Origin of the sequence: Vibrio sp. 10N.222.49.C9, assembly GCF_041474985.1 — a bacterium.
Classification (GTDB): domain Bacteria; phylum Pseudomonadota; class Gammaproteobacteria; order Enterobacterales; family Vibrionaceae; genus Vibrio; species Vibrio crassostreae_C.
The window spans coordinates 75,125-101,708 of sequence record NZ_JBFRVD010000011.1 but is presented as its reverse complement, the minus strand read 5'-3'; the positions used below and the strand labels follow the sequence as shown (position 1 = coordinate 101,708).

The window sequence follows — 26,584 nt, the reverse complement described above, 5'->3', positions numbered from 1 at the left end:
TCAAATAAGTGTGGAATTTAAAGTTTATGAATTGAATGTATAAAATAGATCAAAGAATGAAATGAGTTAATTAATATAATTATCTTTAAACCTATAAGGATATAAATAATAATGATTATCGATACGCATAAATTGTTGGGTTCGCTATTTTATCAAGCGACAAGTAAAGAACAGTTAATCACCATTGTCGAAGCTTTGGTTGAGAGCGAAGTACTCTCTGAAGAATGCTTGCAGGCATTAAGAAGCGAAGACGAAGATGCGCTCGCAGCAGAGTTCAGCCGCCTGTTTGAAGGCGTTGGAGACATGCCAGCTCCGCCTTGGGGTTCTGTGTACCTAGATAAAGACCGCGTTGTGTTTGGTGCTTCTACGGTTGAGTATCGCCAGTTTTTAGAATTGAATCAGATTGAATTAGACACTGGGTTAAGAGAGCCGGAAGATCAATTTGGTTTAATGTTATTCGCTCATGCGTATTTGTTAGAAAATAATAATATTAATTCAGCCGGTGAATTACTTGAGGGTTACTTATTAACTTGGTCTTCTGTTTATTTAGAAAAACTAAATAAAGCATCAGAGTTATCTTTTTATAAAAAGCTATCGGTTGATGTAATAGATTGGTTTAAGTACTTAATATCTGAATATAATTTAAACGTTGCTACTAAAAAGTTATATATCGACTAATGTCTGAACAAATAAATTCAAATAGACGCGGTTTCTTAACTCGACTTTCTAAACCGGTTAAAGCAGCCGCGAATTATGAAGAGATATCACAGCGCTTGCATGCAAGACCGCCAAGAGCGGTCGATGAGGTGCTGTTTGAGCGTCTTTGCGACGGTTGTGGATTGTGTGAACAATCGTGTCCAAATAGCGTTATTGAGATGCTAGAGGGCAGTGCGCTGCTGAATTTGGATTACAACAGTTGTTCTATGTGTAACAAATGCACTGAAGTGTGTCCGACCGGCGCACTTCATCCAACGGTCACGCCTTATATCGACCTCAAGCCGAGCTTTGCGGATAGCTGCAATAATTACATGCAAATGGACTGTTCAGCATGCCAAACGGCGTGTTCAGCTGGTGCAATACACATCGAAGTAGGAGAGTTGCCTACAGTGGACAAAGATAAGTGTAACGGCTGTGGAGAGTGCCGAAGCGCTTGTTATATTGGCTCTGTGACTCTTAACCTGACTCAGCAATAAACGTTTGGCTTTGTATGACACAAGCCAACAGGAAGATTTGGTTGAGTGATAGACGAGTTGCTTTAGATACCTAAAGACATAAATAGAAAAGGGTCCGCATTCCTAAAGGAAGCGGACCCTTTTTTGATTCTTATTGACGATATTCGAACAAAGTGACCTAAAGCCAGCTGGCTTATGCGCGTTTTTGCTTGTTTCTATGAATAACGTTACTCAGCGATAGCTCAGTCTTTGCTTTACAGATACAAGGCAATATCTCATTACCTTGCGTGTAAGCCATAGCAAAACCAACGTACTCGACCTCACCAGAATCCAACGTGCAGCGGCAAGCGCCACAGTGACCATCTCGGCAGTTGTATTCTGGCTCTAACCCAGCTTGTTCCATTGTTTCCAACAGAGTGTTTGAAGGGTTAGATTCAATTGAAGTCAGTTTGTTGATTTTGATTGTTGGCATTACAGCTCAAATCCTTCAAAGTCGTCAGCTTTTACTTCGTTGTCGATTTGGCCAACTAGGTAAGAACTGATTTCTGCTTCTTGTGGAGCAACTTGAACGTTATCTGAAGACAACCAAGCGTTGATCCATGGAATTGGGTTCGACGTTGCTGCTGGGTAAGCCGTACCTAGGCCAACAGCCTGCATACGGATGTTGGTAATGTACTCAACGTATTGGCAAAGAATGTCTTTGTTCAGACCAATCATAGAGCCATCTTTGAATAGGTATTCTGCCCACTCTTTCTCTTGCTCAGCCGCTTCTTTGAATAGGTCGAAACACTCTTGCTTACACTCTTCAGCGATCTGCATGAATTCAAAATCATCTTGACCATTGCGTAGCAAGTTGATCATGTGCTGTGTACCAGTAAGGTGAAGGGCTTCATCACGAGCGATTAGCTTGATGATCTTCGCGTTACCTTCCATTAGCTCACGCTCAGCGAATGCAAATGAACATGCGAAACTTACGTAGAAACGAATCGCTTCTAGTGCGTTTACAGACATTAGACATAGGTAAAGTTTCTTCTTCAGGTCGTGAAGTGAAATCTTGACGTCTTCGCCGTTGATGCTGTGGTTGCCTTCACCGTAGCGGTGGTAGTCAGCCGTTAGCTTGATTAGGTCGTCGTAGTAGAAAGCGATGTCTTTAGCACGCTTCAGAATCTCTTCATTTTCAACGATGTCGTCGAATACTACGCCTGGATCATTCACGATGTTACGGATGATGTGCGTGTAAGAACGAGAGTGAATCGTTTCAGAGAAAGACCAAGTTTCAATCCAAGTTTCAACTTCTGGTAGAGATACCAATGGAAGTAGGGCAACGTTAGGGCTGCGGCCTTGGATTGAATCTAGAAGCGTTTGGTACTTCAAGTTAGAGATGAAGATGTGCTTTTCATGCTCAGGAAGCTTGTTGTAGTCGATACGGTCGCTAGACACATCTACTTCTTCTGGACGCCAGAAGAAAGAAAGCTGCTTCTCGATAAGCTTTTCGAAGATTTCGAATTTTTGTTGGTCGTAACGTGCAACGTTTACCGACTGACCCAAGAACATTGGTTCTTTTAGTTGGTCATTTTTTTGCTGAGAAAAAGTACTGTAAGCCATAAATGCCTCAAATCCTTTAAAGACCCGTAATAAAACGGACCCTGTTAATGCTTTAAACCCAGAGAAGATAACTCTTCTCTGGGGTCTTAATGTTTATTGCGGTTTAGATCTTACAACCGCCGCCTTCACAATCTTCTTCCGGCACTTGAACTGCATCGCCTTGGTCGTCTTTAGCACCATCACGAGTGTTATGGTAGTAAAGCGTCTTAACACCGTACTTGTACGCTGTTAGTAGGTCTTGAAGCAGCTTCTTCATTGGTACTTTACCGCTGTCGTAAACACTTGGATCATAGTTAGTGTTTGCAGAGATAGCTTGGTCAACGAATTTTTGCATGATACCCACTAGGTGTAGGTAACCGTCGTTAGAACCAATGTTCCAAAGTAGCTCGTAGTTCTCTTTAAGATTTAGGAAATCTGGAACCACTTGCTTAAGGATGCCGTCTTTCGATGCTTTCACTGATACGTAACCACGTGGTGGCTCGATACCGTTAGTCGCGTTCGAGATTTGAGACGATGTCTCAGAAGGCATAAGCGCTGTTAGCGTAGAGTTACGCAGACCGTGCTCCATGATCTCTTCACGTAGAGAATCCCAATCGTAGTGCAGTGGCTCTTCACATACTAAGTCGATATCTTTTTTGTAAGTATCGATTGGCAGTAGGCCTTTCGCGTAGTTGGTCTCGTGGAAAGATGGGCAACGGCCTTGCTCTTTCGCTAGTTCAACAGATGCTTTTAGCAAGTGGTATTGAATTGCTTCAAAAGTACGGTGAGTCAGGCCATTCGCGCTGCCATCAGAGTACTTAACACCATTCTTCGCTAGGTAGTATGCGTAGTTGATTACACCTACACCTAAAGTACGACGGTTCATTGTCGACTTGTATGCAGCTGGAAGCGGGTAGTCTTGGTAATCAAGCAGTGCATCTAGAGCACGAACAACCAGCTCAGAAAGCTCTGCTAGGTCGTCCAGTTCATTGATTGCGCCAAGGTTGAATGCTGAAAGCGTACATAGTGCAATTTCGCCTTCGTCATCTTCTACGTTAGAAAGTGGCTTAGTAGGAAGCGCGATTTCTAGACATAGGTTCGATTGACGAACAGGTGCTACTTCAGAATCAAACGGGCTGTGTGTATTACAGTGGTCAACGTTCTGAATGTAGATACGACCAGTAGAAGCACGCTCTTGCATTAGCAGAGAGAAAAGCTCAACGGCTTTAACCGTTTCACGCTTCACTGAAGGATCGTTTTCGTACTTAACGTATAGCTCTTCAAAACGGTCTTGGTTTTCGAAGAACGCATCGTAAAGGCCAGGTACGTCTGAAGGTGAGAACAGGCTGATGTTGCCACCCTGAACTAGGCGAGAGTACATAAGCTTGTTCAGCTGTACGCCGTAATCCATGTGACGAACTCGGTTCTCTTCAACGCCGCGGTTGTTTTTCAGTACTAATAGAGACTGAACTTCACCGTGCCATAGTGGGTAGAATACCGTTGCTGCACCGCCACGAACACCACCTTGAGAACAACATTTTACTGCTGTTTGGAAGTATTTGTAGAAAGGGATACAGCCTGTGTGGAACGCTTCACCATTACGGATTTCAGAACCAAGCGCACGGATACGACCTGCGTTGATACCAATACCAGCACGTTGAGATACGTAACGAACAATTGAGCTTGCTGTCGCGTTGATAGAATCAAGGCTGTCACCACACTCGATCAGTACACAAGAACTGAATTGACGAGTAGGCGTACGTACACCAGACATGATCGGTGTAGGTAGAGAAATCTTAAACGTAGACGATGCGTCGTAAAAACGTTTGATGTAGTCAAGACGAGTCGATTTCGGGTATTTAGCGAATAGACACGCAGCAACTAAAATGTAAAGGAACTGAGCACTCTCGTAGATTTCTTTCGTTACACGGTTTTGCACGAAGTATTTACCTTCGAGCTGCTTAACCGCTGCGTAAGAGAAGTCTAAGTCACGTTTGTGGTCGATGTACTCGTCAAGCTCTTCGAATTCAGCTTTCGTGTAATCTTCCATAAGGTGGCTATCGTATTTACCCATATCAACCAGTTTTGCAACGTGGTCATACAGTGCAGGCGGCTCGTATTCGCCGTACGCTTTTTTACGTAGGTGGAATACAGACAGACGTGCTGCTAGATATTGGTAATCAGGAGTCTCTTCAGAGATTAAATCCGCTGCTGACTTGATGATAGTTTCATGAATGTCAGTAGTGGTGATGCCATCGTAAAACTGAATGTGAGCTTTCAATTCTACTTGTGATACAGAAACATTGTGCAAGCCTTCAGCTGCCCATGTAATCACGCGATGGATCTTCTCTAGATCGATCGTTTCTTTGCGCCCGTTACGCTTGGTAACAGTAAGTTGTTGGTTCATTCTGCTTAATTTCCCTAACAAAACTGAACAAGGCCGTGTTTTTGTGTATTTCTGTGTAATTTTTGTAAATTACGTTTCGGCTTTGTGATCTTGGTCTACCCATACATTGTAGTTCAAACACAACATATAGGGGTCATTTGTTTGTTGGGTTACAAGATAGTGCTACAACTGATATTTTTCAAGGTAAAGAAATGGGGTTGCTTGTGGATAAGTGGTGGATTGAAAAAAAACTGTAAGTGACCACTAACTGATGAGGTTATATGTGACTTGATTGTATAAAAGTCGGCTTTTAATGATGCTTTATTTTTGCACGCCCATAAAAAAAAATTCCTTGATCTTTGGCCAAAATGGGCGATTGATTTTAGGCGATTAAATTTAAATCGAGGTGGTCAAAATGGAAGCTAGCGCACGAAATTTAGACTGAAAAAAGTCGCAAAGTTATGGTAATTGCAACTCTTTTCATTCGTCTTTTTTACAAAAGGTTTTACGGTAGGGCTACCGATATTTTTTAGCCAAAGTTTTGCGTGTGGACGATGTAGTTTACGTCTACATTTGTGCCTAAACGATAAGTGTCCGTAAGAGGATTGTAGTGCAGCCCTGTAATCCCTAGTTCTTGCAGCGGAGTGTTATCGACCATCTTGATAAGTTCAGCAGGGCGAATGAACTTCTCGTGTTCATGAGTGCCTTCTGGAACGATCCTCAATAGCTTCTCTGCACCAACAATCGCAAACAAGTAAGATTTGAAATTACGGTTTAATGTAGAAAAGAACACGTGGCCGCCCGGTTTCACCAATTTCGAACAGGCAGTGATAACAGATTGTGGGTCAGGAACGTGTTCAAGCATTTCCATGCACGTTACCACATCGTACGTCTGTGGGTTCTGTTCTGCGTGGTCTTCGATAGTGCTCTGGATGTAATCGAGCTTGGTGCCCGTTTCTAATGCGTGAAGGCGCGCGACTTCTAGCGGTTCTTTACCCATGTCTAGGCCTGTCACTATCGCACCTTCAACCGCCATGCTTTCTGCAAGAATACCGCCGCCGCAGCCAACATCGAGGACTTTCTTACCAAATAGGCCTTCAGTCTTCTCTAATACGTAATTTAGTCGCAGTGGGTTGATTTGATGTAGTGGCTTAAATTCGCCTTCTAGATCCCACCAGCGTGACGCCATGTCTTCGAATTTCTTGATTTCTGCTGGGTCTACGTTCTGTGATTTAGTCATAATCGGCATTTCCAAGTTAAATAATGCATCCATGAAATTGCAGGCATTATAACTTGCCTTTTCGCGCTGACCAGAAGATCTACAATTTTGCTAGTTTATTGGATGTAAAGTGACCATGTTTCAGCAAGATATGATGCGGAGGTGCAATTTCTCATCAATTGATTGGCTACAAGGGTCACAAGATGGTAAAAGGAGAGGGAAAGTGATGCCTCCGTAGGTAAATTTGTGTTATATTTTTCGGTCTTATACGTATTCAAAAATACGATCTGACTATAGAGGGAAAATGGCTCTATGAGCGATCTAGCGAAAGAGATCACGCCCGTAAATATTGAAGATGAGCTTAGAGGTTCATACCTAGACTACGCGATGTCCGTCATCGTTGGTCGTGCCCTTCCAGATGTGCGTGATGGCCTAAAACCTGTACACCGCCGCGTTTTGTTCGCGATGAATGTACTAGGTAATGATTGGAACAAACCATATAAAAAGTCTGCTCGTGTAGTAGGTGATGTAATCGGTAAATACCACCCACATGGTGATAGTGCTGTATACGATACTATTGTTCGTATGGCGCAACCGTTCTCACTGCGTTACATGCTAGTTGATGGCCAAGGTAACTTTGGTTCTATCGATGGCGACTCCGCGGCTGCAATGCGTTATACCGAAGTTCGTATGGCGAAAATTGCTCACGAGCTCCTGGCTGACCTTGATAAGGAAACTGTGGATTACGTACCGAACTACGATGGTACAGAACAAATTCCAGCAGTACTTCCTACAAAAATTCCTAACCTATTGGTAAACGGTGCTTCTGGTATCGCAGTAGGTATGGCTACCAACATCCCACCACATAACCTTGGTGAAGTTGTTGATGGCTGTTTAGCATTTATCAATAATGAAGATATCACTATTGATGAGCTAATGGACTATATCCCTGGTCCTGACTTCCCAACAGCAGCACTTATCAGTGGTCGTAAAGGCATCGTAGATGCTTACAAGACTGGCCGCGGTAAGGTTTACATGCGTTCAAAAGCGGATATCGAAGTAGAGAAGAATGGTAAAGAAACCATTATCGTTACTGAGATCCCTTACCAAGTAAACAAAGCTCGTTTGATCGAGAAGATTGCTGAACTGGTTAAAGATAAGAAAGTAGAAGGCATCAGTGCACTGCGTGACGAGTCTGATAAAGACGGTATGCGTATTGTTATTGAATGTAAGCGTGATGCAGTAGGCGAAGTGGTTCTTAACAACCTATACGCTCAAACTCAACTGCAAACGACTTTCGGTATCAACATGGTTGCGTTGAATAACGGTCAACCACAGTTGTTCAACATCAAAGACATGCTTAAGTGCTTCGTAGACCACCGTCGCGAAGTTGTGACTCGTCGTACTATCTTCGAATTGAAGAAAGCACGCGACCGTGCACACATCCTTGAAGCATTGTCTCTAGCACTTGCTAACATTGATGAAATCATTGAACTGATCAAGAGCGCGCCAACACCAGCAGAAGCTAAAGTTGGTTTAGTGTCTCGTGGTTGGGATCTTGGTAACGTTGCTTCAATGCTTGAGCGTGCAGGTACTGACGCAGCTCGTCCTGATTGGTTAGAAGACCAATACGGCATCCGCGATGGTCAATACTTCCTAACGGAAACACAAGCACAAGCAATTCTAGAACTTCGTCTTCACCGCCTAACAGGCCTTGAGCACGAGAAGATTCTAGACGAGTACAAAGCCCTTCTAGAAGAAATCGCTGAGCTAATGCACATTCTTGCAAGCACTGAGCGTTTGATGGAAGTTATCCGTGAAGAACTTGAAGCAGTACGTGAAATCTATGGCGACGAGCGTCGTACAGAAATCACAGCGGCAGTTCATGACATCGACATGGAAGAGCTGATTGCTCAAGAAGACGTTGTAGTAACGCTTTCTAACGCAGGTTACGTTAAGTACCAAATCCTAAGCGACTACGAAGCTCAGCGTCGTGGTGGTAAAGGTAAGAGTGCAACTAAGATGAAAGATGAGGATTACATTGAGCGTCTGCTTGTTGCTAATACTCACGATAACATCCTATGTTTCTCTACTCGTGGTAAGACATACCGTCTGAAAGTTTACCAACTGCCATTAGCAAGTCGTACTGCTCGTGGTAAGCCTATCGTTAACATTCTTCCTCTAGAAGAAGGTGAGCGTATCACGGCTATCCTGCCTGTTTCTGAGTTCTCTAACGAGAAATTCATCTTCATGGCAACGGGTGACGGTACTGTTAAGAAGACATCACTGGATCAGTTCGCAAACGTACGTGCTAACGGCCTAATTGCAGTTAACCTACGTGACGATGATTCACTGATTGGCGTTGACATCACTAACGGTGATAGCGACATCATGCTGTTCTCTAAATCGGGCAAAGTTGTTCGCTTTAACGAGGACAAAGTACGTGCAATGGGCCGTACTGCCTCTGGTGTTCGTGGTATGAAGCTTCCAGAAGACGATCAAGTAGTATCGTTGATTGTTCCTTCTAACGAAGGCGATATCCTAACTGTGACTCAAAACGGTTACGGTAAGCGTACTGAACTAGCTGAATACCCAACGAAAGGCCGTGCAACGCAAGGTGTGGTTTCTATCAAAGTCTCTGAACGTAATGGCCCAGTTGTTGGCGCTGTTCAAGTTGAAGAAGGCGACGAAATGATGATGATCACCGACGCAGGTACGCTAGTACGTACTCGCGTTGCGGAAGTGAGCCAAGTTGGTCGTAACACTCAAGGTGTAACACTGATTCGTACTTCTGACGACGAGAACGTTGTAGGTCTACAACGTATCGACGAAGTAGAAGAAGCTGAGGTTGTTGAAGGCGAAGCTGAAGTAGCAAACGCTGAAGCAGCAGTCGTTTCTGAATCAAGTGAAGAGCAAGCATCAGACGCTTCTGATAGCGAGCAAGACACTGAGTAATCTTTCACTTCTATAAATAGAAGTTGAGACAAAAAGCCGAGCCATTGTGCTCGGTTTTTTATTACCTAGAATTTGGCTGTGACTTGTTTAAAAGCCAATAGCTAAACCTCGATCAATATTGTTTTAGTGAGAAAAAGGTACAGTAAAGCGTCAATGAAAGGAGAATGGAATGGATATCTGGTTACTGATTGCTTTGCTGCTAATGAGCCTATTTCTAGTGGCAATCGTGATCGCATCAAACAGAAAAACCAGTCATCTTAAAGGCAACCTCCTTATTTCATGTGTGGCGATATTAGCCAGCATTCTGGTTTGGTCTCAGATGAAACAAGAAGCCCCTCAACTTACTTCAAGTGACGACAGCAGCTATACAGCAACAGATTTCCAAAATGAACTTCAGCAGAGCCTGGAGCAAGACCCTAATCAATCAGACCTTTGGTTTAAGCTTGGTGGTGTTTATATGCAGAAAGGGGAGTTTGATGCTGCATTTACCTGTTACGACTATGCGATTCGTTTAGACCCACAGGCGCCTTCAGGGCTTTATGCAGCTAAAGCGAGCGCCTTGTATTACCTAAGTTCACAGGCGATGAGTGATGATGTGAAAGTGCTCTTAAATCAATCCATGGAGCTTGATCCCAACGATCGTACGGCATTGATGTTGATAGCGACCGATCACTTCATCAGTATGCGCTACCAACAAGCGATCGATGCTTGGACTCAAATTCTCGATTCTAACCAGAAAGGCATTGATCGTGTCTCTATCATCCATTCGATCAACCAAGCTAAGCAAATGATCCGTTAAACGGGCACTATCTGTAATTTCGAGATTATTTGCTTTCTTGCATCTCAATTAAACCGCCAGCGTTGTGGATCTGTGTAAACCCTTGAGCTTTCAAATACTGGTAAGCTTGTCCTGAGCGGTTACCACTGCGGCAATACAAAACGATAGGTTGAGCTTTGTCTATGCTGGCAAAGTGCGTAGCGACTTCAGAAAGAGGGTAGTTAATCGCATTGTCCAGATGACCTTGCTTGAACTCTCCTGGTGTCCTGACATCAACGACCAGCGCACCTTCCTCAATCATTTCCCACCCTGTTTCTGCTCGTTCTGAGGCGTGAAGTCCTGAACTTGTTAATGCGATGCATAATGCCGAAAGCGAAAGTAAGTGCTTCATTCTTTGTTCCTTGAATTAGCTAAAAGGTAATGTGAAATTGGGACGGTTGAGTGCGCCTAAATCTAAAAAACCAGCCACACCTTTACAGTGTGACTGGTTTTATCTTATTGGTCTATTTGAAGGAACTAGTATTCGTAGTTAGCTTCACGCTTTTCAGCTTGCTCTTCCCACTTAGGAACCACGGTGTCTAAGAAGTGTTGCTTCTCAGCATTCATCTTATCCATGTCCATTCCTAGCGCTTTCTGAGCGGCTTCTTTGGTTGAGATATCTGGAATCTCGATTGGATCGGTAATGCCTTTCTTCGCAAGTAGACGAACAATCTTAGTTCGCGCGTCTGCTGCGCGGTCAACCGCCGTTCCAAGAACCTCTAGGGCTACTTCAGGCGCGTGCATGTGAACACCATGAGATGCGATAGCGTAGTCCCAACGCCATTGCGCATGACGAATATCTTGTAAGATAGGTGCCATCTCTTGTTCTGTTGCGCCTGCTTCCCATGCTGCGCCTGCTTCAAAGTGAGCGGCTACGATTTGTTTCTCAGCGGTCAGCTTCATGTTTAGTACTTGAGCTTTGCGGCTTGAAACGATGTTACGCATGGTCTCTTTAGATTGAGTATGGCAGTTAGCACAAGTGTCTTCGAAGCGGTCAAACGGGTTACCTACTTTATGGTCGGTGTAAACGGTACCGTCTTCTTTCGTCACTTTAGGCATGTGGCAGTCAACACAAGCGACGTTGTTCTTACCGTGAATACCTTCACGCCAAGTTTCGTAACCTGGGTGCTGAGCCTTTAGCATTGGTGCTTTAGAGACTTTATGTGTCCAATCTTTAAAACCAATCTGATCGTAGTACTCTTCCATCTGTTCAACACGCGTCCCTTTATCCCAAGGGAATTTCACACCTTTTGTTGGACCCGTGAAGTAGTATTCCACGTGACACTGAGCACACACAGAGGCTTGCTGATCAAAGCGACCTTGCTCTTCGAAGTTCTTCCCAATCGCATCGAACGCACGTTCAACATAAGGACGAGTGATCTTTAGTGCAGGTTCGCCATTTTTAAAGCCTTCACTTTGAGTATCGTGACAGTCGGCACAACCAATTGGATTGACTATCTCGCTGCCAAGACGAGCCCATTTACCTTCAAAGTAGCCGTCTTCACCACGCTCTTCAATAACGCGTGCTACGTCTGGGCTTTTACAGCTCCAGCACGCCATTGGCATTGGGCCTGAATTTTCGTCGGTTGGTCCGCCAGTACGCAGGGTTTGTCTTACATCATCAACCGCATAAAAGTGGCCGCGGGCTTTGTTGTAGTCTTTCGCGAAACCGTAGCCCGCCCATAGAATAACCATGTTTGGATCTTCTTTTAGTGCGTCTTCAATGGCTTCGCTCTCTGACGTTTGTCTCCATGAATGGTATTGATCTGGGTGGTTTTGCTCGAACTGATCGTTACGAGGATCACCAATTTCTTTTTGTTCAGACGCAGCAAAACTGGTCGCGCTTACTAGTGATGCGCTAACCATTAATAATGCTGTGACGGAATTACGTATCCAATGCTTTTTCACAGTGATATCTCCAATATACTGATTTTTATACCAAGCGTTGTGAGTTTGCTATTCAAATTAAGAACTGGAGAATTGCTGTTTATATTAATTCATAAATAAACACATTTTGTTACGTGTCGGATGTTTGCTTGTTTTAGATCAATTAATGACAGTGACTTCAATCACGTTGAAGTTTATATAACCCTAAAGGGGTATGTGGACATCAAGTTAGACTGGTCTTATTGAGAATTATTATCATATATAACAAACAATTACCCGACATGCCCTCACTATAAATAGGGTGATTGTGTTCACATATTACCCTTTGTATATTTCGCTTTACCTAATTAGGGGTATATTCTAAATATAGAAAGCGTTGTGGCTTATCCAAAATAAGAATTGATATCATTTAAGCGGTAATAATATCGTTTAAGGGTACTTTTGTTTAACCGGAATATTATTTAGTTGAGAGTTAAATAATGCCGGTATAAGGAAAGGATAAAATGGGCAATATTAAATTGGCCATAGTCATAATGCTTAAATCCCTTCTAGCATTCTGCCTCTATGGTTATTCCATTCATGCTGTTGCAGAGCCTGCTGTTACGCCAGTAGGAGAGTCAACAAGACATGAAGTCGAATTAATACGTGACAAAGATTACAAGTGTGTCCAATGCCATAAAGATTCTAAAGAAACGGTATTTGGTTCACATGGTGAGAGTGCGCACGCTTTGCTTGGCCGTGAAGTGAATTGCACAGATTGTCATAGTTCTATTGGCCCCGATCACCGTGATGGTGCACCTGAGGTGGTGAAGTATCGCGCGGCTCAATCACAACCCGGAACCGAAAAGGTTTTCCTCGATCCTAGCTTAATCCTAGATGCCAACAGCCAATGTATAGATTGTCATAAGCCTGATGATCTGCGCGAAGCGAGTTGGACTCATGACGTACACGCACAAAACTTAACGTGTTCAAACTGTCACGATGTGCATGCGAGTGAAGCGAAGGTGCTTGGCTTAGATAAAAAGCAAACCATCAAGCTGTGTGTGGATTGCCATTCAGACTTCAACCAGAAGAAAGAAGGGGAGTAATCTATGAGCTGCTCAAGAAGAAACTTTTTAGCTGGCGCGGGTGCCGTTATTTTTACCACAGGTGTAGCGGGAACTGCGGCAGTAACAAGCCGCAAAACGCTGGCTAATGTTCAGGAAGATGGCACCAAGCGTTACGGAATGGTTCATGACGAAACCGCTTGTATTGGCTGTACTGCTTGTACTGAGGCGTGTCGTGAAGTAAACAAAGTGCCTGAAGGCGTATCGCGCTTAGAAATCATAAAGAGCGAACCTCAAGGTGAATATCCAAATGTTGATTACCGTTTCACTCGTAACTCTTGTCAACATTGTGATAATGCACCTTGTGTGATGGTTTGCCCAACAGGCGCCGCCTATAAAGATGAGAAGACAGGAATTGTTGATGTACATAAAGAGAAGTGTGTCGGCTGTGGTTATTGCCTGCTAGCTTGTCCATATCAAGTGCGCTTCTTCCATCCTAAGAATAAGTCGGCCGACAAATGTAACTTCTGCCGCGATACCAATCTTGCGCAAGTTAAATTACCTGCTTGTGTTGAATCTTGCCCTACCAATGCGCTGATATTTGGCGACTTAAATGACCCTAAGAGCGAGATAAACCAGGTACTTAAATCTGAAGTGGTTTACAGAGATAAGGCTTATCTAGGTACTCAGCCAAAACTCTATAAAGTGCCACACCAAAAAGGGGAGATTTGATTATGAGTGCATGGGATACAGCGTTTCAATCAGGTACCGTGGTTTGGGACTGGATCATTGCTATCTATCTGTTTTTGGCGGGTATGTCAGCGGGTGCAGTGATGATCTCGATTTACCTTAAGAGAAAGGTGATTGAGGACGATCCAGCGAATAATGGTGTATTAAAGGCAACGGCTTTTCTAGCACCATTCGGGATCATCTCAGGTTTATTGATCTTGGTTTTCCACCTGACGAAACCACTATCATTTTGGAAGATCATGATCTTTTATAATCCGACGTCAGTGATGTCGATGGGTGTGATCTTATTCCAAGTGTATATGGTGATCCTATTTGTTTGGATCGGCATTATATTCCGAAATCAGATTGCCGTATTCTTGAGTGATCAAGCATGGTTAAAAGGGCGACTCGATTTTGTCAGTAACTGGATTGGCAAATTAGAATCTTTTGAGAATGTTTTTGAAATATTCTTAGCTGTGCTTGCGCTATTACTTGCGGCTTACACTGGCTTCTTACTCTCTGCGCTAAATACCTTCCCAATGCTGAATAACCCAGTGTTGCCGATATTGTTCTTATTCTCGAGTTTATCCTCGGGAGCGGCGGCATGTATTTTATTTGGTGTGTTGGTCTTTAAGGAGTCTCCGCATAGTGCGAGTATTTCTTGGATCCACGGCTTCGAACGTCCTGTTGTTATGTTTGAACTGTTTGTCCTTGTTACTTTCTTCACTGGGTTGATATTTGCTGGTGGTCAAAGTGAGCAGGCAGTATGGAACGCGATTGGCGGTGGTTTCTGGGCAAGTTGGTTCTGGTATGGCGTAATTGGTGTGGGTATGGTTTTACCCTTGTTGCTTAACGCCGTGACACCAGCATCGGTTCGCCATAGTACTGTGTATATTTTCTCTGTTACTTCATTGAGTCTGATGGGCGTATTAATGCTAAGAACGTTTGTCCTTTATGCAGGACAATTAACGTTAGCTTAATTTCGCTCAAGGTTATAAGTGAGTGGATGTTGGATACTAAACATCTGCTCACTAAATTTCTTTTCGCTGAGTAGCAATAGCTAGTTGAGTTACATCAGCTAGTTGAGCAATCAATGCCAATAATGGTTTAACTTGGTTCTGCTTAGGTAGAGCCTGATTGAGGTGATATGGTCGGTTCTTTGGGGCTGTTTAGTTTAATTTTGGTCGCTGTTCTCAGCAGCATTATCGCTGTGTATTCGATGTATCAAATGCTAACTAAACAAGCACAAAATGTGGCTTTAATTCGCAGTTTCTCCCTCTCTAGCGCTTTGTTTTCCATTGGCGCTATCGTTTTACTTGGCTATGCCTTTGTAGGTGACGACTTTTCCATCCTCTATGTTGCAGAACACTCCAATACTCAATTACCCACCTTCTTCAAAATGGCCGCTGTGTGGGCTGGACATGAAGGCTCATTGCTATTTTGGGTCTTAACCATTAGCTGTTGGTCGGGTGTGATTGCCCTACAAAAGCAATATTCTTCTGAGTATCAGAGCCGCGTATTGTGGGTGATGAATGTGTTACTCGCGATATTTGCATGGTTTACCTTATTTGCTTCGAATCCATTTGAACTGAATTCGACCTTGCCACTTGAAGGGCGTGACCTTAACCCAATGCTGCAAGACGTTGGTTTGATATTCCATCCGCCTCTGTTGTATTTGGGTTATGTTGGTTTCTCTGTGGTCTTGGCATTTGCTGTGGCCGCTTTGCTGGTGGATCCGATTGAGTTCGATTGGGTCGCTCATTGTCGCAGTTGTTGTTTGGTCGCTTGGATCTTTTTAACCGCAGGGATCATTCTTGGTTCTTGGTGGGCATACTACGAGTTAGGGTGGGGTGGTTGGTGGTTCTGGGACCCGGTAGAAAATGCAAGTTTGTTGCCGTGGCTTACTTCGACCGCTTTACTGCACAGCCTAGGTGTTGCTAAAGGCAAGCAACAGTTGCTGAAGTGGTCACTTAGCCTTGCTTTCATTACGTTTTGTTTAAGTATCCTCGGTACTTTTATTGTTCGATCTGGCGTCCTCACTTCCGTTCATGCTTTTGCTGTTGACCCAACCAAAGGTATCGCGCTGTTGCTGATACTGGTTTTGGTGTTAGTGAGTTCGTTTTCTCTTCTTATTGTTCGTGGTGAATCTTTCGAGTCGAATCCAATCACTAGCTTTGCGAGTAAAAGTTTTTTGAGTTTAGTGGCGGTACTTATATTTGTACTGGGTACGGCGGTGGTGGTGTTTGGTACCTTCTACCCAATGGTTTTTGAATTACTTGGCCTTGGAAATATCTCTGTGGGCGCACCTTACTTTAATCTTCTTATTGCGCCATTGGCTCTTCTTGCGATGGGAGTGATAGGGTTAGCGCCATTGCTCAGTATCAAACCTCAAGCGTCGAAAGGTGTGATTGGAATTATTGCCTTATTGTCTCTCTGTCTTGGCTTTGTAACTTATGTTTTGCAAGTTGAAGCGATCCAAGTGATGGTGCTAATGACATGGTCAATTGCGTTTTGGGTAGCCCTGACTCATGTTTACGGCTTAGCGGTAACGCGCAACTCTAAGTTTCAACGCAAAGTATGGGTGATGACGTTGGCGCATGTGGGTGTCGCAGTATTAGCGATAGGTGCCGCGATGAACAGTTACCATTCATTTGAGCGAAGTTACAAATTGAGCCCAGGTGAAGAGGTTGAGTTTATGGGCTGGACGCTCTCTCATCGTGATACCGAGCTCTATGTCGCCTCCAACTTTACTGCAGAAAAAGCGATACTCGAATTAGATGCTAGCGAGCAAAGCTTTTCCATCGCGCCAGAAAGAAGACACTACCAAGTTCGTGTTATGAACATGAGTGAGCCTGCAATGAAGTGGTTCTGGCATGGCGATGTTTATATCACCATGGGCGAGAAAGTCGATTCCACCGCTTACGCATTTCGTGTTCAGTATAAGGCGTATGCGCGCTGGATCTGGTTTGGTGGGCTGTTCTCCATTATCGGCGCTTTGCTCTCATTGACTCATCGTAAAAAGAAAACCGTTAAGGCGTCACAGTATGCATAACAGCGTTCGTAACAAGCTAATTACTCTAATTGCCTTAGCATTGATTGTGGTGCTGGGATTTGTCTTTGCGCTTGATAATAAGCAGCAATCGACCATGGTGTCTGAACAACAAAGGGCATTTCCAGAATTTACATCGAGTGCGTTAGTGAATAGTGAAGGCGTCAGTGGTCAGCAGAAAGTTACGCTTACTGATGTCACGCAGCACCCTTATCAACTGGTTAATGTATGGGCATCTTGGTGCGGGATATGTAAAACCGAACATTCATTTTTGCTTCAACTTCACGATAAAGGCATTCCCATCGTTGGGCTCAATTATCGAGATAACTCTGGGGCTGCGATTAACGTGTTATCGAACGATGGCAACCCGTACTTAACCGTGATCAGTGACCCTCAAGGCAAGTTAGCGTTAGAGTTGGGCGTAATCGGCACACCTGAAACGTATTTGGTTGATGCCAATGGCCAGATCATTAAAAAGCTATTGGGCGTGATTAATGAAATGGTATGGAAAGATGAGCTTGCGATGTATTTTGATGGTGTGAATGGATGATGAAGTCTCTAATACAAACCTTGTTTATGCTGTCAGCTCTTTTAGTGATTAGCCTTTCAACCATGGCTGAAGATCTGTTTACTGCCAGTAATACAGAGACGAGTATTCAAGTTGAACTGTTTGAGTTTGAAAACCCAGAACAACAGCAACGTGCTATTAGCTTGGCGAAAACGTTACGCTGCCCACAATGTCAAAACCAAAATCTGATTGAATCTAACTCACCAATAGCAAAAGACTTACGCCTTGTTGTGTTCAATATGGTGAAAGCAGGGAAGAGTAATAATGAGATTACTCGATATATGACGGAAAGATTTGGTGAATTTGTACTTTATAAGCCGGCGATGAAGGTTTCAAATCTATTACTTTGGTTGCTACCGAGCCTATTATTTCTCTTATTTATATATTTATCAGTAAAAAGTGTTAGGAAGAGCTCATAAAAATTGTGTATTACTGTTTACCAATTGACCTGTATTTTGTAACATTGACCGATTATAAAGGCTAAGCACTGCTATATAAGGATGTATCTGTGGATAACGTAATCTCAAATTTAAAGAAAGAGTTCCATACTCATGTCCGATCTGATAAATGGGCAGAAAAATACAGTGCAAAGTCGAGCATTTCTACGCTTACTCAAGAAGAGTTAACCGAATTAGAGAACGCTTGGGTTCAGCTTGTCATCTGGAAGCAAACTCAAGTAAGTTGATCGTTCTGTAAAAAATCGTAGTCTTAGCCGCAACTGATTAATTTATAACCCCATGTTGGTCATCCCAATGTGGGGTTTTTTCTTATGTGAAAAATAATTGTTATATTATAACAATTTGTACGAGGTCGACCTTGAAAAAAATTGTTAACAGCCTCATAGTGTCTATCATTAGATAGTTAGCTACAAAATATTGCCTAGACATATAATGTAGTGTTGTTAAATACATCGAATTTTCAAGTGAGTATAGCTATGGCGGAAGTGCGTGCCAGAATAGATTTCAAAGTAGGGGTAACAAGCAGTATAGATGCTGAACTTCTGTCTTTTCATGGATTGAAAACAGATAAAGAGCATGTTGCTGTGATATTTAAATCAGCAGACAAGACACAAGACATACCTCTTGTTCGTATGCACTCTGAGTGCCTGACTGGTGATGTTTTCCACTCTTCTCGTTGTGATTGCGGTGAGCAGCTAGATGAAACCATCAGAATTATGGGTGAAACTGGCGGCGTGATTCTTTATTTACGTCAAGAGGGTCGTGGTATTGGCTTATATAACAAGATCGATGCGTACCGCCTTCAAAGCGAGGGGATGAACACCTACGAAGCGAATAATCACCTAGGTTTTGGTGATGACTTGCGTGACTTCACTGAAGCCGCTGAGATGCTGCGTGCTTTGGGCATCCCTAAGATTCGCTTGGTAACAAACAACCCTAAGAAGATTAATGAGCTGAAGTCTTATGGTATCGAGATTGAAGAAGTGGTGAATACATCTGCTCATATCAAATCTGGTAATGAAAGCTACCTAAAAGCGAAAGTTTCACACGGCAAGCATAACTTGGATATCTAATCCGCAGCTTGTTGCGCTTAACACAAAAACGTTTAAAGACCTCACGTATGTGAGGTTTTTTTGTATTTATCTTGCAATAAAATTGTAAGTTTGTATTATTCCAATCCGTAGTGCAAATGATAATGGTTTGTACTATTACTACGAATAATAATTTAAAGCTCAACAAGGATGCTTCATGACTATCAAATCTTTAGTGACAAAAGCCGTAACTTCGTCACTCATTTTTGCCTCTGCTTCTTCTTTCGCTGCAGTAACTCAAGATCAAGTAGTAGAACATTACGCAGATATTGCACACGCGGTATTTGCTGATTCAGTAATCACAGCAAAAGCGTTGAACTCTTCTATCGATACCTTCTTAGCTTCTCCTTCTGCTGGCAACTTCGAAAAAGTAAAACTAGCTTGGCTTGAATCTCGCGTACCATACCAGCAGTCTGAAGTATTCCGCTTCGGTAACGTGGTTGTCGATGATTGGGAAGGTCAACTAAACGCATGGCCACTAGATGAAGGTCTGATCGATTACGTTTCTTCTGATTACCAATACGAACTAGGTAACGAAGGCGCAAGCGCTAACATCGTTGCAAACAAAACGTTCCAAATTGGTCAGACGACAGTAGATGCGACGAACATTACACCTGAGCTAATCGCAGAGCTAAACGAGATCGGTGGTTCTGAAGCAAACGTAGCATCGGGTTACCACGCGATTGAATTCCTACTTTGGGGTCAAGATCTGAATGGCACAAACTCAGGTGCAGGTGAGCGTGCTTACACTGACTTCGTTGTTGGTGCTGAGTGTACAAATGGCAACTGTGACCGTCGTGGCGCATACCTAAAAGCATCAGCTGAGCTACTAATTCAAGACCTAGAGTGGATGGAAAAGCAATGGGCTGAAGGCGAGAAAGGTAACTACCGTCAAGAGCTTCTTTCTGAATCAAGTGAAAACGGCCTACGTAAAATGCTATTCGGCATGGGTTCACTGTCTCTTGGTGAGCTTGCTGGTGAGCGTATGAAGGTGGCATTAGAAGCGAACTCTACCGAAGATGAGCACGATTGCTTCTCTGATAACACGCATAACTCTCATTACTACAACGAGCAAGGTATCTACAACGTTTACACGGGTCTATACAAGCGTGAAGACGGTACTTTACTTTCAGGTCCAAGCCTGTTTGACCTAGTTGAGCAAAAAGATGAGCAAGCTGCGAAAGAGATTCAAAAGCAGTTTGACCTAGCACGTGCACAAGTAGGCGAATTAGTAACGTCTGCAGAGAAAAACAACCAGCACTTCGATCAGCTAATCGCTGCTGACAACGCTGCGGGTAATGCACTAGTAAACAAAACAATTGTTGCGCTAGTGTCTCAAACAGCGGCTATTGAGCGTGCTGCGGGTGTGATTGGCATTGATAGCCTAAACCCAGACACAGCGGATCACGAGTTCTAAGAACCCGAGCCGACACAAATGTAAGGGCTCTGATTGAGCCCTTAATTGTTTGATCCTCAAGAAAGCCACACCCACATAAAAACTAAAATCAAAAACACAGCAAGGCAATGTATGAAGTCGTATCTCTCAGCCTCACTATTAACCGCACTGTTTTTCGTATCTCCATTACACGCTCATGAAACCTACTCTGGCGGCAAAACGACCGTGAAGAAAGAAGGAGCGAACGCTTTTTCCCTTCCCGCAGCCAATCTACCAATGAGTAAGCGCTTGGATTTCAGCGTAGGTAATAGCTTCTTTAGAAACCCTTGGGTTCCTGCACCGTCATCAACCGATGCTCGTGATGGGTTAGGACCACTATTTAATACTAACGGCTGTCAAAACTGCCACATCAAAGATGGTCGTGGTCACGCGCCAGAAGAAGGAGATGAGAACGCAGTATCCATGTTGGTTCGTTTAAGCATTCCGGCTGAAACGCCTGAGCAGCGACAAGCCTTCATTCGAGATGGTGGAATTCCAGAGCCGACGTACGGCGGTCAGCTACAAGATTTTGCGCTTCAAGGTGTAAAACCAGAGGGCAAAGTGAACATTAGCTACACGGATGTTCCTGTTGAATTCAAAGACGGCACCGTCGTTACTCTGCGTAAACCCACTTTAAATATTACTGAACTTGCTTTCGGCGAGATGCATCCTAAGACCGAGTTTTCAGCTCGAGTGGCGCCGCCAATGATTGGTCTTGGTTTGCTTGAAAGTATCCCACAAGAAACGATTCTTGGATTTGCAGAGCAGCAATTGGCAGACAAACAGGGCGTGTCGGGTAAAGCCAACTATGTTCTTGATGTTCAAACCAATGAAATGGCGCTAGGTCGTTTCGGTTGGAAAGCCGGGCAGCCAAACTTAATGCAGCAAAACGCGGCGGCATTTAACGGTGACTTAGGCCTGACAAGCAGCTTATTTCCGAATGAAAACTGCACATCAGCGCAATCAACCTGTGATGATTTTCCAAATGGTGGCGAGCCAGAAGTCAGTGACAACATCTTAGATTTTGTTGAGTTCTATTCGCAGCATCTCGCGGTACCTGTTCGTCGTAATGTCGATAACCCAGCGGTTGTTCAAGGTAAAAATCTGTTCAAAGAGATTGGTTGTCAAAGCTGTCACCAAGCTGAAATTCGCACGGCAGAGCGAGAAGGTCTGTCTGCATTATCTAATCAGTTAATTAGCCCATATACCGACATGTTGCTACACGACATGGGTGAAGGCTTAGCGGACAATCGCCCTGAGTATCTTGCCAATGGTCAAGAGTGGCGTACCACACCACTTTGGGGATTAGGTTATACCAAAGAAGTGAACGGTCATACGTTCTTACTTCATGACGGTCGCGCAAGAAACGTTATGGAAGCGGTACTTTGGCATGGTGGTGAAGCAGAAATGGCAAAACAAAAAGTATTAGCTTTGAGTAGCAGTGAACGCGAAGCACTACTAGCGTTTTTGGACTCATTATAGGCTGTCTTGAATTCAGTTAAGCCAACGGCTTAGTTACTTAAGAAAACCGCTAACAAAAGACTGACTACCGCTGAACTTGTAGGAATACGAGGCCAGCGGTCGTTTCATATTTATTGAACTCATATAATTGAAAGAAAAACTAGGAAGTAAGGTAACAGCATGGCACATAAATTTTTGTTAATGCCCTTGTCGGTATTAATCATGGCAGGCTGCCAGTCATCGGGTGAGCAAACGGCTTCATCTGAGGTTAACGGTGTCTCTTATCAAGCAGACACGACTGCTCATATCAGCCGTAGCGTGTATCAACAAGAGTTTGATTCAGCCGTGCTATTCGCTAAGCAAGCCGGTGAGCTGGAAGTCTTGATGCAGGGTTACTGTGAAACCAACAATATTGAGCTGGATGCGTTGGAAAATCAGTGGCAGCTCACCATGAACAGCTGGATGGCACTGCAAGGACAAGAAAGAGGCCCAACAGCGGCATTGGAACAGAGCTGGAATGTTCAGTTTTGGCCAGACAAAAAGAACACCACAGGTCTAAAAATGCGTCAACTGACTCAGCAAGATAAAGCTTGGTCACAAGATGAAATCGCACAGCAGAGTGTGACTGTTCAAGGGCTTGGCGCCTTGGAGTGGTCTCTGTACGACGAGCAATCTCCATTGCTTCAAGACAAAGCTTCAGGTTGTCTATCTTCACAAGCTATCGCACAAAACCTGGCGATGAAATCGGCCTCTATTGCTGAAGCTTGGCAGGTTAACCCGTGGTTAGCACTGGACGAGATGCGTTGGGAATCGGAGTACATCGCTTTGTTGACCAACCAACTTGATTACAGCATGAAAAAGCTGAGTCGCCCGATGGCGAAAATTGGTCATCCGCGCCCTTACTTCTCGGAATCATGGCGCGCTCAAACCTCAATGACTCAGCTGAAATCGAACGTAGCGGCGCTAGAGAAATTGTACTTAGCAGATGGTAATGGTCTTGATGGTTTATTGAGAGAAAAGGGCTTAAATGACCTTGCCGATCGTGTAGCTGCCCAGTTCACGCTAACCTTAGATACTTGGCCTACAGACTCTAGCTTGTTTACTCTATTACAGAGCAAAGAGGGCTACCGAGAGGTGCTGACTCAATACAACAAACTAGAACGTTTGAAGTACCTGATTCATGAAGAAGTAGCGATAGAGCTTGGCGTGGTAATAGGATTTAATGCTACCGATGGTGACTGATAATACGCGAAGATCGTTACTCAAGGCTGCACTGGGTTGTGCAGCTGTTCCATTGCTTCCGTTTGGGTGTGCGACTCGAAAGGATGGGGTGAGTGCGTCGAACGATCCCCAACTGATTGGCTGTGCGCTTAATGGTCGTGGTCAATATTCTGCAGTTGTGGCTGACGAATTTGGCATGCCACTGAGCCAACTTCCCATCCCCAATCGTGGCCATGGCGTCGCGATTTGCCCAACCTCATCGCATGCGGTGGTTTTTGCTCGTCGTCCTGGTGACTATTTTATGGTGTTTGACTATAAAAACGGTCAGCAGATCAAAATGGTGGTGAAAGGTAACAACCGCCACTTCTATGGTCATGGGGTTTACTCATTAGATGGCAAGTTACTGTATGCCACAGAAGGGAAAACGGACACCAGCCAAGGCGTGATTGGCGTTTACGATGTCGCGCAAGGCTATCGTAAGGTCGAAGAGTTCACTGGTTTCGGTATCGGCCCACATGAAGTGATCATCGTGCCGGATGGTAATCTCGCGATCGGCGTTGGTGGCGTTCATACTGATGGTAGAACACCGAAAAACCTCGATTCGATGCAGCCGAGCTTGAGTTATGTTTCTCCTGAAGGTGTGTTACTTGATCAGGTTGAATTGTTGGATAAGAAGCTGAGCATTCGACACTTAGCCCATGATGGTGCTGAATCCGTGCTTTGTGGCCAGCAATATCGTGGTGAACCAGATGAGTATCCTTCGCTATTGGCGATGCATACTAAAGGCGGAAAGTTTGAATCACTGAACGCAGAGCCAGAGCAATGGGCAAGGTTCAATCACTATATCGCCAGTATTGCGGCGTCAGATGATTGGATTATTGCGACTTCGCCAAGAGGCAACTGCTACGGTATTTGGTCTAAAGAAACCAAAGAGTTAGTAGAACTCTCTGCATTATCTGATGCTTCTGGCGCTGTGCTGCTTGATGGTGAGTTTCGATTAAGCTCTGGGGCGGGAAGTGTGGTAAGCCAGAGCAAGCCTTATGAGAAATCAACTCAACAATCATCGGTCCAGTGGGATAACCATTGGAGTTCAATCTGATTTATAAAGCCTCTTAAAAATAACATGCTTACTCCGATTTCTTTGCCATACTTATGAGATGGTTGGTGATGGAGTTAAGCATGTTCGCAAAATACTTCTGTGGATTATTAGTTCTAGTTTCTGTGCACGCATGGAGCTATACGAGTTCTGACGAGAGCCGATTTATTCCGGCTGATTCGGAGCTCTCTTTTATGCTGATTTATCCAGAGCTTACCCAGAGTATTTATCAAGACTCGTCTCTGCCTATTCTTTGGGATTCTCCTGAGCTGGTTAAAGCGTTTGAGTTCCAATTGTCGCTTCTTGAACAAGCGCAAATGGCACCACTCTTCGAGCGACAACTCAAGCAAATCCGTCACTATCAATCCCATGCTCAATGGCAAGAGTTGGACATATTACTTACCGATACTTTTATCTACTACCTGAGCTACGTTGAAAATGCGCCGCTTGCCGGTAAAGATTGGTACTTCTCGGGCAAGTTGCATTCCAAATTACCTGCGCCTTCTCCGCATATTCTGATGAGCTTAAAAAGCAGCGTTGCCAATGATTACTTATTGGAGATGGTGTTGTCTTACGCGCCGCCTGTTGGGGATTTTGACCAATTCAAAGCAACCTATTCGGTGTTAGAAACCGCCTCTGAACTCAATATTGAACGATATAGACAGAAAGGTTTGAAGCGCTTGGGTGACGAGCTTTCAGACAAGACGGTTCTTGTTGAGCGCATTGCTTTGGTTGGTGTTGATACCTCGATGATCGCGGTCGATTTTCCCAAGTTCGATCGAGATCTGCAAAAGGCGATTAAATCTTTCCAACGCATGCACGGTCTTACGGATGATGGGATCATCGGGCCAGACACGATCAAATGGATCAATATGGGCTTTGATGATCGACTTACTTCCCTAGCATTGAACGCCGAGCGTGCCCGCTTATGGCCAAGAAATAGAGACTCACTGATTGTGGTGAATGTACCTAGTTTTGATATGAAGTATTGGGAAGATGGGGAAGAGGTTTTTGAATCTAAAGTTGTGGTTGGGAGAAAATCGAGAAAAACACCACTCTTAGAGATAAAGCTTGATTCGGTTATCTTAAATCCGACTTGGAACGTGCCATGGAAAATCATGGTTAAAGATATCTTGCCTAAAGTAAAAGCCGACGAGAGTTATCTTGAAACACACAATTTTCAAGTGATCGATGGTTGGCGTTCGATGGAAACTGTCGATACTACCGAGATAGATTGGCAAACGATTAACTTTAACTCTTTTCCTTATCGAATGCGCCAGCAAGCAGGCTCTAGTAACGCATTGGGTTTGTATAAGTTCAATACGCCCAACAAGCGAGCCATCTATCTCCATGACACCCCAAGTAAAAGCTTGTTTAACGATGACTTCCGCGCCTATAGCTCTGGTTGTATTCGTGTTGAGCATGCCGAGGAACTCGCGGAGTTGTTATTTGCGACTAAGGTAAAGAAAGTGCCGAATCAGGATGATGAACTTGCGCCCAATACTAAGGTTCGTCTCAAGAAGCGAATTCCAGTGCATATCATTTATCAAACCGTGTTGTTTGAAGAAGGAGGCATACAATACCGCGGTGATATCTACCAATATGATAAAGAGGGCGGTTGATTGAAATATGGTCAAGAAAGGTGATCTTGACTGAAAAATGACAACCAAGCTTCTATTGATAAAATTATAATGAGTATCAATAACTAACCGTGCAAAGGTTACAAATACTAACGTCTTGCACGGTTTTTGTACGTTGACGCAGCAAATTCCATTATGTATCGTGCATTTTTCGTTCGATCTAATTGGTTTTTTTGCTGTATGTCTCAAAGTTTATTTTCACGCCGTCAGTTTCTGACTTACGCTGGTGGTACTGCTGTAGTCGCCTCTCTTACTCCTTCTATCGCTTTCGCTTCATACCCGGATCAACCAAGAACGATTAGAATGAACAATCTTCACACTGGTGAACGATTAGAGACTTGTTATTTCGATGGCACTAACTATGTTGGTGACGAGATGGCACGCCTTAGCAAACTGTGCCGTGACTTCCGCCGCAATGAGATTCATCCAATGGATAAGAACCTGTTTGATCAGATCACTCAGATTCAAAATGTACTGGGTATTCAAAAAGAAGTTCAAATCATCTCTGGCTACCGCTCTCCAGCAACCAACGAAGCGTTGCGCTCTAAGTCGAGTGGTGTCGCTAAAAAGAGCTATCACATGCTTGGTAAAGCGATCGATTTTCGTATCGATGGTGTTGATTTAAAGGAACTGAGAGACGTAGCTAAAAGTCTGCAAGCAGGTGGTGTTGGTTATTACGCTCGTAGTAACTTCATCCACATTGATACTGGTCCAGTTCGCAGCTGGTAGAACTAAGCTGAGTTAATGAGTGATACGGTAGGCACTTGTCA

General features: G+C 43.9%; 24 protein-coding genes. 18 read left to right on the top strand and 6 right to left on the bottom strand.

Annotation, left to right across the window (positions count from 1 at the left end; genetic code table 11):
• Nucleotides 1-111 precede the first annotated feature (111 nt).
• Together AB4585_RS04710 and napF are read left to right on the top strand one after the other, a co-directional pair.
• Nucleotides 112-678: a molecular chaperone TorD family protein gene (locus tag AB4585_RS04710; protein ID WP_372155497.1), complete on the top strand. Its 567-nt coding sequence runs from the start codon at nt 112-114 to the stop codon at nt 676-678.
• Complete coding sequence (gene napF / locus AB4585_RS04705) at nt 678-1,193, top strand: ferredoxin-type protein NapF (protein WP_017060994.1); 516 nt, start codon at nt 678-680, stop codon at nt 1,191-1,193. Before AB4585_RS04710 ends, napF begins: the two co-directional genes overlap by 1 nt.
• A 172-nt stretch (nt 1,194-1,365) precedes the next feature.
• On the opposite strand, the gene yfaE is transcribed toward napF, so the two are convergent.
• The 4 genes from yfaE to ubiG all read right to left on the bottom strand — a co-directional run bounded on the left by yfaE (nt 1,366) and on the right by ubiG (nt 6,415).
• Nucleotides 1,366-1,644, bottom strand: coding sequence for a class I ribonucleotide reductase maintenance protein YfaE (gene yfaE / locus AB4585_RS04700; RefSeq protein ID WP_010438115.1), 279 nt, complete (start codon nt 1,642-1,644; stop codon nt 1,366-1,368).
• Nucleotides 1,644-2,777, bottom strand: coding sequence for a class Ia ribonucleoside-diphosphate reductase subunit beta (nrdB, locus tag AB4585_RS04695; RefSeq protein WP_017063554.1), 1,134 nt, complete (start codon nt 2,775-2,777; stop codon nt 1,644-1,646). The genes yfaE and nrdB overlap by 1 nt, the downstream gene beginning before the upstream one ends.
• 103 nt (nt 2,778-2,880) lie before the next feature.
• Nucleotides 2,881-5,163, bottom strand: a complete 2,283-nt coding sequence (gene nrdA, locus AB4585_RS04690) for a class 1a ribonucleoside-diphosphate reductase subunit alpha (RefSeq protein WP_017060992.1) — start codon at nt 5,161-5,163, stop codon at nt 2,881-2,883.
• A 508-nt stretch (nt 5,164-5,671) separates the two neighbouring features.
• Nucleotides 5,672-6,415 carry a bifunctional 2-polyprenyl-6-hydroxyphenol methylase/3-demethylubiquinol 3-O-methyltransferase UbiG gene (ubiG, locus tag AB4585_RS04685; RefSeq protein WP_017060991.1) on the bottom strand — a complete coding sequence of 248 codons (744 nt, stop codon included), beginning with the start codon at nt 6,413-6,415 and terminating at the stop codon, nt 5,672-5,674.
• Between the two features lie 258 nt (nt 6,416-6,673).
• Here ubiG and gyrA point away from each other — a divergent pair, with 258 nt between their 5' ends.
• Together gyrA and AB4585_RS04675 are read left to right on the top strand one after the other, a co-directional pair.
• Entirely contained in the window at nt 6,674-9,316 is a 2,643-nt protein-coding gene (gene gyrA, locus AB4585_RS04680) for a DNA topoisomerase (ATP-hydrolyzing) subunit A (protein WP_017072500.1), read from the top strand.
• A gap of 169 nt (nt 9,317-9,485) precedes the next feature.
• Nucleotides 9,486-10,115 carry a tetratricopeptide repeat protein gene (locus tag AB4585_RS04675; RefSeq protein ID WP_017066842.1) on the top strand — a complete coding sequence of 210 codons (630 nt, stop codon included), beginning with the start codon at nt 9,486-9,488 and terminating at the stop codon, nt 10,113-10,115.
• 25 nt (nt 10,116-10,140) lie between these two features.
• Here the strand turns inward: AB4585_RS04675 and AB4585_RS04670 are convergent, their stop codons facing one another.
• Both AB4585_RS04670 and nrfA read right to left on the bottom strand, forming a co-directional pair.
• Entirely contained in the window at nt 10,141-10,485 is a 345-nt protein-coding gene (locus tag AB4585_RS04670) for a rhodanese-like domain-containing protein (protein WP_017063559.1), read from the bottom strand.
• Nucleotides 10,486-10,610: 125 nt separating this feature from the next.
• The gene (gene nrfA, locus AB4585_RS04665; protein ID WP_029235145.1) at nt 10,611-12,041 is read right to left on the bottom strand and encodes an ammonia-forming nitrite reductase cytochrome c552 subunit; all 1,431 of its coding nucleotides are present in this window, start codon (nt 12,039-12,041) and stop codon (nt 10,611-10,613) included.
• 482 nt (nt 12,042-12,523) lie between these two features.
• Between nrfA and nrfB the strand changes: the two genes are divergently transcribed.
• The 14 genes from nrfB to AB4585_RS04595 all read left to right on the top strand — a co-directional run bounded on the left by nrfB (nt 12,524) and on the right by AB4585_RS04595 (nt 26,543).
• Entirely contained in the window at nt 12,524-13,108 is a 585-nt protein-coding gene (gene nrfB, locus AB4585_RS04660) for a cytochrome c nitrite reductase pentaheme subunit (protein WP_008222036.1), read from the top strand.
• Nucleotides 13,109-13,111: 3 nt separating this feature from the next.
• The gene (gene nrfC / locus AB4585_RS04655) at nt 13,112-13,798 is read left to right on the top strand and encodes a cytochrome c nitrite reductase Fe-S protein (protein ID WP_372155498.1); all 687 of its coding nucleotides are present in this window, start codon (nt 13,112-13,114) and stop codon (nt 13,796-13,798) included.
• Between the two features lie 2 nt (nt 13,799-13,800).
• On the top strand, nt 13,801-14,775 hold the full coding sequence (gene nrfD, locus AB4585_RS04650; protein WP_017063561.1) for a cytochrome c nitrite reductase subunit NrfD: 975 nt from the start codon (nt 13,801-13,803) through the stop codon (nt 14,773-14,775).
• A gap of 167 nt (nt 14,776-14,942) precedes the next feature.
• The gene (locus tag AB4585_RS04645; RefSeq protein ID WP_372155499.1) at nt 14,943-16,847 is read left to right on the top strand and encodes a heme lyase CcmF/NrfE family subunit; all 1,905 of its coding nucleotides are present in this window, start codon (nt 14,943-14,945) and stop codon (nt 16,845-16,847) included.
• Nucleotides 16,840-17,394, top strand: coding sequence for a DsbE family thiol:disulfide interchange protein (locus tag AB4585_RS04640; protein ID WP_102332079.1), 555 nt, complete (start codon nt 16,840-16,842; stop codon nt 17,392-17,394). The genes AB4585_RS04645 and AB4585_RS04640 overlap by 8 nt, the downstream gene beginning before the upstream one ends.
• Nucleotides 17,391-17,831 carry a heme lyase NrfEFG subunit NrfF gene (nrfF, locus tag AB4585_RS04635; RefSeq protein WP_017063564.1) on the top strand — a complete coding sequence of 147 codons (441 nt, stop codon included), beginning with the start codon at nt 17,391-17,393 and terminating at the stop codon, nt 17,829-17,831. Before AB4585_RS04640 ends, nrfF begins: the two co-directional genes overlap by 4 nt.
• A gap of 89 nt (nt 17,832-17,920) precedes the next feature.
• A complete protein-coding gene (locus tag AB4585_RS04630; RefSeq protein WP_017063565.1) occupies nt 17,921-18,097 on the top strand; it encodes a hypothetical protein in 177 nt (58 codons plus the stop codon).
• Nucleotides 18,098-18,346: 249 nt separating this feature from the next.
• Nucleotides 18,347-18,943, top strand: a complete 597-nt coding sequence (gene ribA, locus AB4585_RS04625; protein WP_372155500.1) for a GTP cyclohydrolase II — start codon at nt 18,347-18,349, stop codon at nt 18,941-18,943.
• A 175-nt stretch (nt 18,944-19,118) separates the two neighbouring features.
• Nucleotides 19,119-20,378 (top strand): imelysin family protein, encoded by a 1,260-nt coding sequence (locus AB4585_RS04620; protein WP_372155501.1) that lies wholly within the window; start codon nt 19,119-19,121, stop codon nt 20,376-20,378.
• 111 nt (nt 20,379-20,489) lie between these two features.
• Complete coding sequence (locus AB4585_RS04615; RefSeq protein ID WP_372155502.1) at nt 20,490-21,878, top strand: di-heme oxidoredictase family protein; 1,389 nt, start codon at nt 20,490-20,492, stop codon at nt 21,876-21,878.
• A 159-nt stretch (nt 21,879-22,037) separates the two neighbouring features.
• A complete protein-coding gene (locus AB4585_RS04610) occupies nt 22,038-23,099 on the top strand; it encodes an imelysin family protein (protein ID WP_102332081.1) in 1,062 nt (353 codons plus the stop codon).
• Nucleotides 23,089-24,177 carry a DUF1513 domain-containing protein gene (locus tag AB4585_RS04605; RefSeq protein ID WP_372155503.1) on the top strand — a complete coding sequence of 363 codons (1,089 nt, stop codon included), beginning with the start codon at nt 23,089-23,091 and terminating at the stop codon, nt 24,175-24,177. The genes AB4585_RS04610 and AB4585_RS04605 overlap by 11 nt, the downstream gene beginning before the upstream one ends.
• Nucleotides 24,178-24,257: 80 nt before the next feature.
• Nucleotides 24,258-25,796, top strand: a complete 1,539-nt coding sequence (locus tag AB4585_RS04600) for a murein L,D-transpeptidase (RefSeq protein ID WP_372169382.1) — start codon at nt 24,258-24,260, stop codon at nt 25,794-25,796.
• A 198-nt stretch (nt 25,797-25,994) separates the two neighbouring features.
• Nucleotides 25,995-26,543 (top strand): YcbK family protein, encoded by a 549-nt coding sequence (locus AB4585_RS04595; RefSeq protein WP_017066830.1) that lies wholly within the window; start codon nt 25,995-25,997, stop codon nt 26,541-26,543.
• Nucleotides 26,544-26,584 lie beyond the last annotated feature (41 nt).